This is a genomic window from Kitasatospora sp. NPDC056731 (assembly GCF_040687675.1).
Classification (GTDB): domain Bacteria; phylum Actinomycetota; class Actinomycetes; order Streptomycetales; family Streptomycetaceae; genus Kitasatospora.
In genome coordinates, this window is record NZ_JBFBNR010000018.1 from 33939 (window position 1) to 47211 (window position 13273).

A 13273-nucleotide genomic window follows, 5' to 3' on the forward strand; every position below is an offset into this window, starting at 1 on the left:
AGACTGGGTGCATGTGCCGCAACATCAAGACGTTGCGCCCGCCGGTGACGCTCGACGCCGACGAGGACGACTTCCGCGCCGCCGCGCTGCAGTACGTCCGCAAGGTGTCCGGGTTCCGCGCCCCGGCGGCGCACAACCGCGAGGCCTTCGACCGGGCCGTGGACGCGGTCGCCGAGGCCACCGCCCGGCTGCTCACCGAGCTGGAGGTCCGCGGCGCGCCCGCCCGGGCCGCCGAGGCGACCGCGTAGGCCGACCGCCGTTCGGCGGGCCCGCCGACCGCGGCCGCGCATCGGGACCAGGAGATCGGGACAATCGGGACAGGAGATGGAGATGACCCCCGCGAACCGTTACGTGCTCACCTTCCCCGGCACCCCCGGCACCCAGGCCCCGCAGGACGTCGTCGTGGTCGTCCGCACCAGCGCGACGGGCCCGGGCGGACACCCGGTGTACGAGGACGCCAGCGGCATCGTCCGTGCCGAGATCAGCAACGCCGGCGAGGTCCGGATGCTCGCCAGCGGCGGCCACCAGTCCCCGCACCTGCCGGTCCACGCCGAGCCGCTGCCCTGACGGCTGCCCTGACCGTTGCCCTGGCCGTTGCCCTGACCGCTGCCCTGACCGCCGTCCTGGCCGTCCGGCATCCGCGGACGATTTCCGCGAACCACCCGGGTGCCGTCCGCCCCTGGGGCAGAATCGGCGGCATGACCACAGCGCGCTGGCAGGGCACCGTCGTCGCCGAGAGCGACGAGACCGTCGTCGTCGAGGGCAACCACTACTTTCCGGTCGAATCCGTCCGGACCGAATTCCTGCGTCCGTCCGACACCACCACCGTCTGCGGCTGGAAGGGTACCGCCGGTTACTACACGCTGGACGTGGACGGGCGGACCAATCCCGACGCGGCCTGGTACTACGCCGACCCGAAGCCGGAGGCCGAGGAGATCCGCGGCCGGGTGGCGTTCTGGCGCGGGGTCGAGATCACCGGGTAGGGCGTACCCCGGGGGCGGAGGGGGTACCGGACATCCATGGCAGTCTTCCGTAAACCCGGACGTTCCAGGCCAGCCCCCGAGCCCGCCCCCACCCCTGCTGCCGTGCCCGACGCCGGCCTGGCCGGCGAGCTCGCCGAACTGGTCGAGCAGGCCGAGCAGCCCGAGGGCGAGTGGCAGATCGCCGAGTACCGGGCCGGCCGTGGCCGCGGCCGGGCCCTGGTGGCGAACGTGGCCCACCTGCTCGGCCGGGGTGGCCGGGTCGCCGCCAAGGGTGCCGCGTTCGGCGGCCGGGCCCTCACCGAGCAGTTGGTGCAGGCCGCGCCGCGGATCCCCGTGCGCGACCTCGCCACGCTGCGCGCCCAGCACCCCGGCGCGGCCGACCCCGAGGCGCTGGCCGACCTGCTGGTCACCGGCGCGGCCCGGGCCTCCGGCGCGCTCGGCGCCGGCGTGGGCGCGGCGGCGATGCTGCCGGTGCCGCCCGCGATGCCGGTGGAGATCGCGGCCGAGACGCTCGCCGTCGCGGCCGTGGAGATCAAGCTGATCGCCGAACTGCACGAGGTCTACGGCGCCCGGGCGCCGGGCAGTGTCACCCAGCGGGCCGGGGCCTACCTGAGCGCCTGGGCCAACCGCCGGGGGATCGACGCGAGGCTGCTGTCCCGGCCGGCCGGGTTCGCCGCCCTGGCGCTCGGGGCGGAGGTGCGCCAGCAGCTCAGCCGCCGGCTCACCCGCAGCTCGCTGCGCCGCCTGCCGTCGCTCACCCCGCTGCTGGTCGGCGCCGGCATCGGCGCCACCGTCAACCGGCGCGACACCCGCCGGCTGGCCGGCGAGGTCCGCGCGGACCTGCGTGCGCGTCCCCCGGTCGACCGCGCCTACTGGGCCGCCGCGGCGCCGGCGGTGCGGGGCGAGGTCGTCCCGGGGGACTGAGGTTTCTGGTTGGGTCCTGTCCGGCGGGGGGCTCCTGGCTAGAGCCTGTCCGGCGGGGCCGGGGCGGCCGCGCCCCGGCCGGCCTTGACGCCGTTCACCATCGCCTGGTGTATCGCCCGCGCGGTGGTCTCGTCGGCCGCCGGGACGGGGCTGCCGGTCACCGTGTACCAGTCCAGCGCGCCGGAGTACTGGACGGTGAGCCGGGCCTCGCCGTCCACCCAGGTGGTGTGCACGGTGAGGTCGCCGGAGATGGGGCCGATCTCGGTGGTGGTGACCCCGCCGGGGCCGCTGATGATCGACTGCGTGGTCCAGGTCGCCCACGACGTGCGCGGGTCGACGGGCGGTCGGGCCTGCCTGCCGTTTTGATCGTGTTCGGTCATGCGCTTATCCTCCCCCGCCGGTGAGCCGCTGTCCGGGCAGCGACACCTGCGGTCGCGAAGACCGCCCGGTCCCACCGGGCGGTCGGGTGCTCACAGCTGTTCAGCGGTCCGGACCGGACTCCTCCAGGGTGGGCTCGCCCTCCGCCTGGGAGGTGTCCTGCGCGTGCAGGTTCTGCATCGAGGTGATGCCCTCTTCGGGATCCGCGGCGCGGACGTCCTCGTCACGGTCCGTGCTCATCTCGGCCCGTTCGCTCATGTCGGTCATGGCGGGCTCCGTCTCCTCGGCCGGTCCGGGCGCGCTCCGAGCCGGGGTGCGGCAGGGCCGGGTCTGTCTCTCACCCCCCAGCCTGCCCCCGCCCCGGCCCCGGGGCCAGCCGAACGGCCTAGACCCTGTCCGGTCGCCGGTCGCCGGTCGCCGGTCGGCCCCGCCCTCCGTCCGACGGCCGTCACCAGGTGACGGGCAGCGACCGCATTCCGTAGATGAACGCCTCCGAGCGGAACTTCCGGCCCTCCCCGGTGGCCGCCGGCCGCAGGCCGGGCAGCCGCCGGAACAGGGTGGCCAGGGCGATCTGGAGCTCGGCGCGGGCGAGCGGCTGCCCGAGGCACTGGTGCACGCCGAAGCCGAAGGCCATGTGCCGCCGGGCGTCCCGGTCGAGGTCGAGCTCGTCGGCCGGCCGCAGGTCGGCGCCGCCGAACATCTCCTCGTCCTGGTTGGCGGTGGAGATCAGCGCGATCACGCCCTCCCCGGCCTTGATCACGGTGCCGCCCAGCTCGATGTCCTCCAAGGCGACCCGGGGCAGCCCGTGGTCCACGATGGTCAGGTGGCGCAGCAGTTCCTCGACGGCGCCGGGCAGCGCGGCCGGGTCGGCCAGCCTGGCGATCTGCTCGGGCTGGTCGAGGAGCAGGGCGGTGGAGAGCGAGATCATGTTCGCGGTCGTCTCGTGCCCGGCTATCAGCAGCAGGATGCCGGTCGTGGCGACCTCGTCCGGCGTGAGGTCGTCCCGGACGGCGAGCCGGCTGAGTATGTCGTTGCCCGGCTCCTCCCGCTTGCGGGCGGCCAGACCACCCAGGTACTCGCGCAGTTCGTCCGAGGCGGCCTGGACCTCCTCGGCCGAGCTGTGCTTGTTGAGCAGGGTCCGGCTGAGGCCCTGGAAGCGGTCCCGGTCCTCGTACGGGACGCCGAGCAGCAGGCAGATCACCAGCGAGGGGACGGGCAGCGCGAAGTCGGCGACCAGGTCGGCCTCGGTCCGGCCGTCGGTCATCCGGTCGAGCGCCTCGTCGACGATCTGCTGGATGCCGGGGCGCATCGCCTCGACCCGCTTGACCAGGAAATCGCCGGTGACCATCCGGCGCTGCCGGGCGTGCTCGGGGTCGTCGAGCCGCAGGAAGCTCGGGTTGGCGAGGAGGGCCTCCCGGCGGCCGGGCACCAGCATCGGGAACCCCGGGTGGCGGGCGTCCGCGCTGAAGCGGCGGTCGGACAGGATGGTGCGGACCTCGGCGTAGCCGGTGGCCAGCCAGCAGGACTCGCCGTCGGGCAGGGCGGCACGGGTGATGGGCGCCGTCGCGGCGGCCTCGGTGTAGGCGGGCGGCGGGCTGAACGGGCAGCCGGCGTCGCGCGGGGCTGGCATCGGGAAGGTCCGGGCGGTGGGTGTGCTCGTCAAGGTGGGGTCTCCTTGCGTCGCAATGTCCTCGGGTGGGTGGGGTGGCGCCGGGGTCGACGGTTCGCGCGACGGCGGCCGGGAGCGGCGGTCGTAACGGTGGCCGGGGTCGGCGCGGGCAGGGGGCCGTCGGGAGCCGGTGGGGGCGTCAGCTGGCGTCCTCGGCGGAGTCCTCCTCGGTGACGGTGATCGCGCCGCCCGGGCAGAGCTCGGCGGCGAGCCTCAGCACGGCGAACTGCGGGGGCTTGAACTCGGTCTGACGGAGGATCACCAGACTGTCCTGCTCGTCCTGGTCGAAGATCTCCGGAGCGTTCAGGACGCACATCCCGGAGCTGCAGCAGCGGTCCCGGTCGACGCTCACCTTCATGGTCGAGCACCTCTCGCCAGTGCGGCGCCGGGCGTCCGGCGGCCGCCTCTCGTTGTCATTGCCAACCTAACCGCCACCCTTGCGTCCACGGAGGGGCGATGCGGGGATCGTCCAGAATGGCCGATTCGGTTCGGAGCCGGTCCAGCGCCGCCGCAAAGGGGTTTGAAATTGACGTTACTCCGCCAAAGGGCGGCTCACAGCCCCTCGGCGGCGGCGATCTCCCGGACGGTGGCGACGGTGTCGGCCTCGGCCGCGCCCTTGTCCGGCCGGTAGCGCACCACCCGGGCGAACCGCAGGGCCAGCCCCGCCGGGTAGCGGGGGCTGCGCTGGAGACCGTCGAAGGCGATCTCGACGACCAGTTCCGGCCGGACCCGCACCGTCCAGTCGTCCCGCCCGCTCTCGCGGGCGAGGAGTTCGGCGGTCTGCCAGGCGAGCGTCTCGTCGGTGAGGCCCTTGAAGGTCTTGCCGAGCATCACCCACGGGCCAAGCCCGGGCTCGCCCGCCGCCCGGGCGCCCAGGTGCAGATTGCTGAGGAGACCGCGCCGCCGGCCACTGCCCCACTCGGCGGCCAGCACCACCAGGTCCAGCGTGTGCCGTGGCTTCACCTTGATCCAGCCGGCGCCGCGCCGCCCGGCCGCGTACCCGGCCGCCGGGTCCTTGACCAGGACGCCCTCGTGACCGCGGGCCAGGGTCTCGCGGAAGAACGCCAGTGCCCGCTCGCCGTCCCCGGTCTCGGTGCGGGGCACCCGCAGGCCCTCCGGCACCGCCTCGTCCAGCGCCGCCCACCGCTCCCGGCCGGGGCGGTCCACCAGGTCCTCGCCGTCCCGGTGCAACAGGTCGAAGAAGAAGGCGCTGAGCGGGACTTCGGCGCGCAGCCGCTCCGGATCCCGCCGGGAGGCGGTGCGCGCGGCGGTCTCCTGGAACGGGCGCGGCCGCCCGTCGGGCCCGAGCGCGATCGCCTCGCCGTCCAGCACCGCCGAGCGCAGCGGCAGCGCGAGCGCCGCCTCGGCCACCTCGGGGACGCGCGCGGTGATGTCGTCCAGGCCGCGGGTGAACACCGCGACCTCCGCGCCGTCCCGGTGCACCTGCACCCGGACGCCGTCCAGCTTCCACTCCAGCGCGGCCGGGCCGGTGCGCTCCAGCGCCGAGGCCACGTCGGGCGCGGAGGCGGCCAGCATCGGCCGCACCGCCCGGCCAACCTCCAGCCGGAACGCGGCCAGCGCGGGCGCCCCGCCGGTCAGCGCCGCCTCCGCCACCGCCCGGGCGGAGCCACGGAACATCAGCGCCCGGCGCACCGCCGCCGCGGGCACCCCGGCGGCCTGGGCGACGGCGTCGCCGACCAGCGCGTCGAGCGCGCCCTGGCGCAGCTCGCCGACCAGCACCGCGCGCAGGAACGCCTGCTCGACCTCGGTCGCCCGGGCGAACAACCCGGCCAGCAGCCGCCGCCGTTCGGCCTGCGCGCCGGGCCCGTGCACCCCGGCAATCCGCTCCAATTCCCGTTCGGTCTCCCGGACGCCGAGCGAGGCCTCGGCGGCGGGCGGCGGCAGGTCGCGCAGGCCCGCCGGGCCGACGCCGGTGCGCAGCCGCTGCGACTCGCCCGACAGCAGGCCCACCGCCGCCGGGGCCTCGGCCGGGCCCAGTGCGCGCAGGCAGTCCGCGAGCAGCGCCGTCTTGGCCCGCCGTCCGGGTTCGGCGGCGACGGCGCGGGACGTCTGGGCCAGGTGCCGCAGCCGCATGGCGCTCCTCGGGTGGTGCGTGGCCGGGCGTCCAGGATCGGCCACCCGACCGGCCGGCGCACGGCGGGCGGCGCGCCCGTACCGCGCCGGAGTGGAGTGCGCGGGCGGCCGGTCTTGGCCGTGGTGGAGTTCGGCGCGGAGCCGATGGCCCGTCATGCTGGCGCCACACCGCGGCCCGGCGACCCCGGGCCCGCCCGACCGAGGGAGACCGAGTTGACCACCACGACCCGCTGGAGCGTCGGCGCGCCGGAGCGCGCCGACTACCCCGCCTGGCGCGAACTCTTCCGTGGCTACTGCGCGTTCTACCGGGTGCCGATGCCGGAGGAGAAGGCCGAACTGGTCTGGTCCTGGCTCCACGACCCGGACCACGAACTGGAGGGCCTGCTGGTCCGCGACGGCGACGGCACGCCGGTCGGACTCGCCCACTACCGCCCGTTCGCCCGCCCCCTGCACGGCGCCGTCGGCGGCTTCCTCGACGACCTGTTCGTCGCGCCCGAGGTGCGCGGCGGCGGCGCGGTGGACCAGCTGCTGGCCCGGCTGCGGGCGATCGCCGCCGAGCGCGGCTGGAACACCGTCCGCTGGATCACCGCCGACGACAACCACCGCGCCCGCAGCAAGTACGACCAGGTCGCCACCCGGACCATGTTCGTCACCTACGACATGGCCCCGGACGCCCCGTGACCCGTGTCCGGGCGGCCTGAGGTCGTGCCTCGGGAGCGGGCCCAGGGTGCGGTCGCGGCGGGTCCGTGATCCTGCCGCCGGACATTCGTTCGGACTTTCTGTTATCGGCGCGCCGCCGGGCGGTCTCCCAGGTGTCGGCACCCGACCCGCCGACCCGGACAGAAAGCGTGGGCACGTGAACAGCGACGACAGGACGACCATCCTCCCGGCGATCGGTGCCGAGAGCGGTGCACGGAGCGGAGCCTCCGGCCGACCCGGCGGCCGCGCCGCGCGTCGGGCCGCCCAGCGGCACACGGAACGCCCTGGAGGCCGGGGCCGCCGGGCCCGACGGCGCGGTCCGGTCGGCCCGGTCGCCGCCGTCGCCGCCGCCGTGGCCGGCACCGGACTGCTCGCCGCCCTGGTCGGCGCCGGCTACGCGGCCTACGGCGGCAAGCAGGCCGACCGGGACACCACCGGCCAGGCGATGGCGGCGGACGCCGCCCTGATAGCCGCCGAGGCCGGCACCCACGACGGCATCCAGGTCCCCGGCGCCGGGGGAGCGGGCCCCGACGTCGCCGCGCCGCCGGCCACCCCGGCCACCTCGGCCGCCACCGACCCGGCGTCGGCTCCGGCCAGTGCCGCCGCGACCACCCCCGCCGCCCCGGCGTCCCCGACGGCCCCGGCGACCGCGAGGGCGACGCCGACCCCGACGGCCACCGGGAAGCCGGGCCCGAGCACGCCCGTGACCGCTCCCGCTCCCGCCAAGCCCACCGGCACCCCGGCCGCCGCGCAGCGCACCGGCGCCCCCGCCCCTACGGGCGCCTCGGTGCCCACCCCGGTCGGCGGCGGCGCCGCGCCCTCCTCCGCCCAGCAGGTCGTCGACCTGGTCAACGTCGAACGCGCCAAGGCCGGCTGCGGCCCGGTCAGCGCCGAGCCCCGGCTGGCCAGCGCCGCCCAGTCGCACAGCGACGACATGGCGGACCGCAACTACTTCGACCACGCCAGCCCCGACGGCGACCACGCCGACCACCGCATCGAGGCGACCGGCTACCGCTGGAGCACCTGGGGCGAGAACATCGCCCGCGGCCAGAAGGACCCGGCCGCGGTGATGGAGTCCTGGATGAACAGCCCCGGTCACCGTGCGAACATCCTGAACTGCGCGTTCAAGCAGCTCGGGGTCGGTGTGCGGACCGGTTCCGGCGGCCCCTGGTGGACCCAGGTCTTCGCCGCCCCGGCCTGACCGGCCCTCCGGCAGGGCCCGTTTTCCGATTCCGCGCAAATTGTTGTTATCTGATCACTCACCACAGGTCTCCGAGGAGGCAGCGGCGGACGGAACACGGCAAGACGGAGTGCGGACCATGAACGCTGACGTGCAGAACAGGACCGGGACCACCCTGGTACGCGCGGCCCAGGCGGGCGACCGGCAGGCCCAGGAGGCGCTGGTCGCCGCCTGGCTGCCGCTCGTCTACAACGTCGCCGGGCGCGCCCTGGACGGTCACGCCGACGTCGACGACGTCGCCCAGGAGACCATGATCCGCGCCCTGGACGGCCTGGACGGGCTGCGCGAGCCGGAGTCCTTCCGCTCCTGGCTGGTCGCCATCACCATGAACCAGATCCGTCGCCGCCACGCTGCCGGCCAGCAGCAGCCCACCGTCGGCGGCCTCGACGAGACCTGGGAACTCGCCGACCCCAGGGCCGACTTCACCGACCTCACCGTCCTGCGCCTCGGCCTCTCCGGCCAGCGCCGGGAAGTCGCCGAGGCCACCCGCTGGCTCGACCCCGACGACCGCGAACTCCTCGCCCTCTGGTGGCTGGAGGCCAGCGGCGAACTCACCCGCGCCGAACTGGCCGAAGCCCTCGACCTGACCCCGCAGCACACCGCCGTCCGCGTGCAGCGGATGAAGAAGCAGCTCGAAGCCGGCCGGATCGTCGTCCGCGCCCTCGGCGCCTACCCCCGCTGCCCCGAACTCGCCGACGTCACCACCGGTTTCGACGGCACCCCCAACTCCGTGTGGCGCAAGCGCATCGCCCGCCACATCCGCGGCTGCGCCACCTGCGACCGCCTCGGCCGCGACCTCTTCCCCGCCGAAGGGCTGCTGGCCGGCCTCGCCCTGGTGCCGATCCCGCTCGGCTCGCCCGCGCTGCTGCACTTCCAGCACACCGCGGCCACCGTTGCCACCGCCGCCCCGACCGCCGCGAGCACCCACGGCGGCTGGGCCGGGACGGCCGCGCGCAAGGCCGTCCTGGCGAGCGGTGCGGTGGCGGTGGTGACCGTCACCACCCTCGCCCTGGTCTGGTCGCACCCCGCCGAAACCCCGCTGGAGGTGGCCCCCGAACCCACCACCCCGGTCGCCGCTCCCGCCGCCCCGGTGCCCACCGCGACCCCGGCCTCCGCCCCGGTCACCCTGGCGGCCACGCCCACGCCGACCCCCAGCGAGACGGCGACGGCCACGCCGTCACCCACCGCCACCCGGTCGGTGGCCCCGCCGCCGCCCAGCCCGGAGCGCCAGCTCGTCGACCTCGTCAACGCCGAACGCGGCAAGGTGGGCTGCGCCCCCCTGCGGATCGACCCCCGACTGCACACGGCCGCCCAGAAGCACGCCGACGACATGGTCGCCCGCGGCTTCTTCGACCACGTCAACCCGGACGGTGTCCGGACCGACGCCCGGCTGACCGCCGTCGGCTACCGCTGGTCCCAGTGGGGCGAGAACCTCGACCGGGGCCCGACGTCCCCCGCCGCGGTGGTCGCCCACTGGATGGACGGCGGCATCCACCAGACCAACATGCTGGACTGCGGCTTCAAGGACGTCGGCATCGGTCTGGCCACCGGCCCCGCCGGCGTCTACTGGACCCAGGACCTCGGCGCCCAGCTGCCCTGACGCCGTACCGCCCCGCTGCCCTGACGCCCCGCTGCTGCGAGCTATGCGGGGGTGACCCCGACCAGTCCGTCGGCCGAGCCCGTTACGTACCCGGTCGCCTCCCCGACCACGCCGCCCGCGTCCCCGACCTGCCCCGGCAACGCGTCCGGCGCACTGGTCAGCGACCCGGACATTCCGTCCTGCCCCCCGACGGCACTGGCGTGCGCACTCGGTGCGGTGAGCGAGGCCACGAAACCCACGGCGAGCGAGGCGACGGCGAGCATGCTGCGCTTCTTCATGGCGGGTCCAACGACGATCCGCCGGGCGGGTTACGAGGGCGGCGGCGGATTCCCTCGTCCGTGGCCGTGCGGCCGGGGCCGTGGCACAGCCGCAGCCCGGTGACGGCCGGTCGGCCGAACGGCGGCACCGCGGGCGCCGGACGGGCTGCCGGGCCCCGGGCCTTTTCCGGTGGCGGGAGGCGTGGGAGGGCGGTGGGATGGGGAGGGGTCGGGAATGATTCCGGCAAATCGGTTGAATCACCACACTTTCGGTCTCATCGACGTCGGTCTCATCGACCAGGACCCCCCACCGCGACACGAAGGGCACCCGATGCACGCAGCCGAGCTCACGCCAGCCGTCCTCGCCGAGCTGCGCCGCCCCCGGCGCTACCCGGCCGTCTCCGTTCTGCTGCCCACCCACCGCAGCGAGCCCGACAACACCCAGGACCCGGTCCGCCTGCGCAATCTCGTCGCCGAGGCGAAGAACCGGCTGCACGCCGACGAGGCGGTCAGCCGGGCCGACCGGCTGGACGTCGTCGAGCAGCTGGACCGCGCGCTCACCGAGGTCGACCTCGTGCACGCCGAGGACGGCCTGGTGATCTACGCCGCCCCCGGCGAGCACCAGGTGTGGTCCCTGCCGCGCCCGGTGCCCGCCCGGGTCGTGCTGTCCGAGACCTTCCTGACCCGCAACCTGGTCTCCGCCTACACCGCCGGTGCGCCCTACTGGGTGCTGACCGTCGCCGCCGACCGGGTCGCCCTGTTCAGCGGCAGCGGGGCGCACCTGGCCGAGCACACGAGTGCCGCCTTCCCGCTCGACCAGGTCCCGCCGGACTGGGACGTCGAGCGCAAGGAGCGGATCGGGGACGTACCGAGCACCTTCCGCGACGAGGAGACCCGCCGCTTCCTGCGTTCGGCCGACACCGCGCTGGCCGCCGTGCTGGAGACCGACAACCGCCCGCTGTACGTGCTCGGCGAGGCCGCCGCGATCTCCCTGCTCGACGAGGTCGGCACCGCCGCCAAGCGGGCCACCGCCCAGGTCTCGCGCGGCGGCCTCGGCCATGCCGCCGCCGCCGCGGTGGCCGAGGCCGTCCGGTCCACGGTCGCCGAGCAGGGCAGCAAGGCCGTCACCGAGCTGCACGAGCGCCTCGACCAGGCCCAGGGTGTGAAGGGCCTGGCCGCCGGCATCGACGAGGTCTGGCAGACCGTCGCCGAGGGCCGCGCCGCGCTGGTCGCGGTGGAGGAGGACTACTGGCAGCCCGTCCGGGTGACGGACAACCACCTCGTCCCGGCGGCGGCCGGTGAGCCCGACGTCCGCGAGGACATGGTCGACGAGATCGTGGAGCGCGCCCTCGACACCGGCGCCAAGGTGCAGTTCGTCCCCACCGGCGAACTCGACGCCCGCGGCCACATCGCGGCCGTCCTGCGGTACTGAGCCGCCCGGTACTGACCCGCCCGGTGCGGGCCCGGCAACGGCCGCCGGGCCCGCACCGCCGTGTCCCGGCCGCGTCAGGACCGGTGGAACGCCCGCCCGGCAGCACCCGAGGAGAGAGACCAGACCCCGGGTATCAGCCCGCCGGTGATCGGCAGGGCGTCCGCACCGCGCAGGGCCGCCACGCCACCTTCGCCGTACCACCACGCCGTCCACCGGTCGCAGCCCCCGGCATCTGCCCGTCGCCGCTCGCCACCCATGAGAGGACCCCCGTTCTCTGATCGTGCTCGGGACGCTAGCAGGAGCCACTGACACTGAACGCGGGGCGGCCAGCGCGGCCCGGACGGTCCTCAGCGGGTCGTGGTCGGCGAGGGACTGCTCCCCTCGGCGGCCCGGATCGAGTCCAGCACCTGCTGCACCTGCTGGATCGTCACGTGCGACGGCACCCGCATGCAGGCCGTCAGCTGGATCAGCACCAGCGTGCCGGTCCGGGCGACGGCCCGGTGGCCGATGAGTTCCCGGGTGCCGCCGAGCGTGAGGCATTCCTTGTCGAGCGCGATGTCGGAGGTGACGGCCGATGAGGTGGTGAACTTCCCGACCAGGTCCGGTTGGTCCACCAACCGGAGGGTGAGGAGGGCGCCGCCGACGGGCAACAGCGTGTCGCCCGGGCAGGCGATGCCCGCCGTCCGGCAGGGGGACACGGGGCCGATCGGCCCGTTGGCCAGGTAGCCGATGCCGTTCCGGGGGTCGCCGCTGAAGGTGCTCTGGCTGTACCAGCCGCTCGGCAGGTCGAGCGCCACGTTCGGGTACGACGGGAAGTGGACCTGCGACCTGGCCGTCGGCGCCATGGTCGGTGTCGCGCTGGCGCCGGCGCCGGCCGTCGGAACGGGCGGCTCCCCGCCCGGCACCGTCTCGGCCGGTCCGGCCGCCACACTCGGCCCCGCCGCCGCCACCCCCCGCTCCGGCGTGGGCGCGATCGCGGGCGCGGCGGCCAGCGCCGCGGCGACCAGCCCGGCGGTCAGTCCGGCCCCGAGCCCGGCGGCCCGCCGTCGGCGTTGGGTGCCGATGGCGCGGGCGCGCACCCGTTCCATCCGGTCCTCGGGCGTGGCGAGCTCCGGTACGGCCTGGTGGAGCAGGATCCGCAGCTCATCCTCGCCCTCACCGCCGTCCGGCCTCGGGTCGTCCGGGTCCAGCAGGTCAGTACCGATCACGAGGTCCCCCCGCCAGCAGCAGTTCCCGGGCCGGCAGCCGGCCGCGCAGCGCGGCGAGCGCGCGGTGCGTCTGGCTCTTGACCGTGCCGGTGCTGCAGCCCAGGACCTCGGCGGTCTCCTCGACGCTGAGGTCCTCGAAGAAGCGCAGCACCACCACGGCCCGTTGGCGCGGCGGCAGGGCACGGACGGCCTGGGCGACCACCTCTCCGAGCACCACCCCTTCGTACGGGTCCGCGCTGGCCGGCGGCGGCTCCGGCAGTTCGCCGTGCGGCAGTTCGCCGGTCCAGCGGCGGCGCCACCAGGAGACGTTGCAGTTGACCAGCACCTTCCGCAGGTAGGCCTCGGGCCGGTCGATGGAGATCCGGTCCCATTTGGGCCAGACCTTGGCGAGCGCGGTCTGCAGCAGATCCTCGGCCTGGTGCGGGTCGCCGGTCAACAGCCAGGCCACCCGCAGCATCTTCGGGCCGCAGGCGGAGACGAACTCCTCGAAGTCCGGTGTGCCATCCCTCATCCCGCCGTCCCCGCCATGGTGTCCGTGCCGTCCCTGTCAGCCGTGGCGGCCTGCTGGGCCGCGATCGTGGTGTCCTACTCACAGCTGATGAACGTGCTGGACGGTGTTTCGGGTTGTCTTCCGGGCACGGGGATTTTCGGCGGACCGGCGCGGGGAGGTTGGACGGCCCGCGAGCCGGCCGGGACTCGGCCGGGCGGCGGGCGGGCCGTGGGCACCACGATGGCCCCGTCGGGCCCGTCCGGCCAGAGGCGCTCACGGGGCGTCCGGGCGCACGATGC

The 13273-nt window shown here is 75.3% G+C and carries 16 protein-coding genes; 8 read left to right on the top strand and 8 right to left on the bottom strand.

Annotation, left to right across the window (positions count from 1 at the left end):
* Window positions 1-11 precede the first annotated feature (11 nt).
* The 4 genes from AB0R04_RS20315 to AB0R04_RS20330 all read left to right on the top strand — a co-directional run bounded on the left by AB0R04_RS20315 (window position 12) and on the right by AB0R04_RS20330 (window position 1907).
* On the top strand, window positions 12-248 hold the full coding sequence (locus AB0R04_RS20315) for a DUF2277 domain-containing protein (protein WP_350886016.1): 237 nt from the start codon (window positions 12-14) through the stop codon (window positions 246-248).
* A gap of 82 nt (window positions 249-330) precedes the next feature.
* Window positions 331-567, top strand: a complete 237-nt coding sequence (locus tag AB0R04_RS20320; protein WP_063350858.1) for a DUF6296 family protein — start codon at window positions 331-333, stop codon at window positions 565-567.
* 131 nt (window positions 568-698) lie between these two features.
* Entirely contained in the window at window positions 699-983 is a 285-nt protein-coding gene (locus AB0R04_RS20325) for a DUF427 domain-containing protein (protein WP_363372965.1), read from the top strand.
* A gap of 102 nt (window positions 984-1085) precedes the next feature.
* Complete coding sequence (locus AB0R04_RS20330; protein ID WP_363372967.1) at window positions 1086-1907, top strand: hypothetical protein; 822 nt, start codon at window positions 1086-1088, stop codon at window positions 1905-1907.
* Window positions 1908-1945: 38 nt separating this feature from the next.
* Here AB0R04_RS20330 and AB0R04_RS20335 read toward each other — a convergent pair whose 3' ends face one another.
* The 5 genes from AB0R04_RS20335 to AB0R04_RS20355 form a co-directional block, all read right to left on the bottom strand.
* Complete coding sequence (locus AB0R04_RS20335) at window positions 1946-2287, bottom strand: hypothetical protein (RefSeq protein ID WP_363372970.1); 342 nt, start codon at window positions 2285-2287, stop codon at window positions 1946-1948.
* A 100-nt stretch (window positions 2288-2387) separates the two neighbouring features.
* Window positions 2388-2552: a hypothetical protein gene (locus AB0R04_RS20340; RefSeq protein WP_159398310.1), complete on the bottom strand. Its 165-nt coding sequence runs from the start codon at window positions 2550-2552 to the stop codon at window positions 2388-2390.
* Between the two features lie 181 nt (window positions 2553-2733).
* A complete protein-coding gene (locus AB0R04_RS20345) occupies window positions 2734-3915 on the bottom strand; it encodes a cytochrome P450 (protein ID WP_363373193.1) in 1182 nt (393 codons plus the stop codon).
* A 178-nt stretch (window positions 3916-4093) separates the two neighbouring features.
* Window positions 4094-4312, bottom strand: a complete 219-nt coding sequence (locus tag AB0R04_RS20350) for a ferredoxin (RefSeq protein ID WP_363372973.1) — start codon at window positions 4310-4312, stop codon at window positions 4094-4096.
* Between the two features lie 194 nt (window positions 4313-4506).
* Window positions 4507-6048 (bottom strand): ATP-dependent DNA ligase, encoded by a 1542-nt coding sequence (locus AB0R04_RS20355; RefSeq protein WP_363372975.1) that lies wholly within the window; start codon window positions 6046-6048, stop codon window positions 4507-4509.
* Between the two features lie 213 nt (window positions 6049-6261).
* On the opposite strand from AB0R04_RS20355, the gene AB0R04_RS20360 reads away from it, so the two are divergent.
* From AB0R04_RS20360 to AB0R04_RS20370, 3 genes are all read left to right on the top strand, one after another.
* Complete coding sequence (locus tag AB0R04_RS20360) at window positions 6262-6729, top strand: GNAT family N-acetyltransferase (protein ID WP_063346069.1); 468 nt, start codon at window positions 6262-6264, stop codon at window positions 6727-6729.
* Window positions 6730-6904: 175 nt separating this feature from the next.
* Window positions 6905-7948 (top strand): CAP domain-containing protein, encoded by a 1044-nt coding sequence (locus tag AB0R04_RS20365; protein WP_363372977.1) that lies wholly within the window; start codon window positions 6905-6907, stop codon window positions 7946-7948.
* Window positions 7949-8066: 118 nt separating this feature from the next.
* Entirely contained in the window at window positions 8067-9587 is a 1521-nt protein-coding gene (locus AB0R04_RS20370) for a sigma-70 family RNA polymerase sigma factor (RefSeq protein WP_363372980.1), read from the top strand.
* 41 nt (window positions 9588-9628) lie between these two features.
* On the opposite strand, the gene AB0R04_RS20375 is transcribed toward AB0R04_RS20370, so the two are convergent.
* Window positions 9629-9865 (bottom strand): hypothetical protein, encoded by a 237-nt coding sequence (locus AB0R04_RS20375; protein ID WP_063346066.1) that lies wholly within the window; start codon window positions 9863-9865, stop codon window positions 9629-9631.
* 310 nt (window positions 9866-10175) lie between these two features.
* On the opposite strand from AB0R04_RS20375, the gene AB0R04_RS20380 reads away from it, so the two are divergent.
* On the top strand, window positions 10176-11276 hold the full coding sequence (locus AB0R04_RS20380; RefSeq protein WP_363372982.1) for a chemotaxis protein: 1101 nt from the start codon (window positions 10176-10178) through the stop codon (window positions 11274-11276).
* Between the two features lie 347 nt (window positions 11277-11623).
* Here AB0R04_RS20380 and AB0R04_RS20385 read toward each other — a convergent pair whose 3' ends face one another.
* Both AB0R04_RS20385 and AB0R04_RS20390 read right to left on the bottom strand, forming a co-directional pair.
* A complete protein-coding gene (locus AB0R04_RS20385; protein ID WP_363372985.1) occupies window positions 11624-12484 on the bottom strand; it encodes a hypothetical protein in 861 nt (286 codons plus the stop codon).
* Window positions 12471-12995 (bottom strand): SigE family RNA polymerase sigma factor, encoded by a 525-nt coding sequence (locus tag AB0R04_RS20390; protein ID WP_063346063.1) that lies wholly within the window; start codon window positions 12993-12995, stop codon window positions 12471-12473. The genes AB0R04_RS20385 and AB0R04_RS20390 overlap by 14 nt, the downstream gene beginning before the upstream one ends.
* Window positions 12996-13273 lie beyond the last annotated feature (278 nt).

Excerpts from the sequence above, each read along its gene's own strand:
- AB0R04_RS20345 (WP_363373193.1), bottom strand. The coding sequence starts at position 3,915 with ATGCCAGCCCCGCGCGACGCCGGCTGCCCGTTCAGCCCGCCGCCCGCC.
- AB0R04_RS20390 (WP_063346063.1), bottom strand. The coding sequence starts at position 12,995 with ATGAGGGATGGCACACCGGACTTCGAGGAGTTCGTCTCCGCCTGCGGC.
- AB0R04_RS20350 (WP_363372973.1), bottom strand. The coding sequence starts at position 4,312 with ATGAAGGTGAGCGTCGACCGGGACCGCTGCTGCAGCTCCGGGATGTGC.
- AB0R04_RS20315 (WP_350886016.1), top strand. The coding sequence starts at position 12 with ATGTGCCGCAACATCAAGACGTTGCGCCCGCCGGTGACGCTCGACGCC.
- AB0R04_RS20320 (WP_063350858.1), top strand. The coding sequence starts at position 331 with ATGACCCCCGCGAACCGTTACGTGCTCACCTTCCCCGGCACCCCCGGC.
- AB0R04_RS20370 (WP_363372980.1), top strand. The coding sequence starts at position 8,067 with ATGAACGCTGACGTGCAGAACAGGACCGGGACCACCCTGGTACGCGCG.
- AB0R04_RS20325 (WP_363372965.1), top strand. The coding sequence starts at position 699 with ATGACCACAGCGCGCTGGCAGGGCACCGTCGTCGCCGAGAGCGACGAG.
- AB0R04_RS20375 (WP_063346066.1), bottom strand. The coding sequence starts at position 9,865 with ATGAAGAAGCGCAGCATGCTCGCCGTCGCCTCGCTCGCCGTGGGTTTC.
- AB0R04_RS20355 (WP_363372975.1), bottom strand. The coding sequence starts at position 6,048 with ATGCGGCTGCGGCACCTGGCCCAGACGTCCCGCGCCGTCGCCGCCGAA.
- AB0R04_RS20335 (WP_363372970.1), bottom strand. The coding sequence starts at position 2,287 with ATGACCGAACACGATCAAAACGGCAGGCAGGCCCGACCGCCCGTCGAC.
- AB0R04_RS20380 (WP_363372982.1), top strand. The coding sequence starts at position 10,176 with ATGCACGCAGCCGAGCTCACGCCAGCCGTCCTCGCCGAGCTGCGCCGC.
- AB0R04_RS20340 (WP_159398310.1), bottom strand. The coding sequence starts at position 2,552 with ATGACCGACATGAGCGAACGGGCCGAGATGAGCACGGACCGTGACGAG.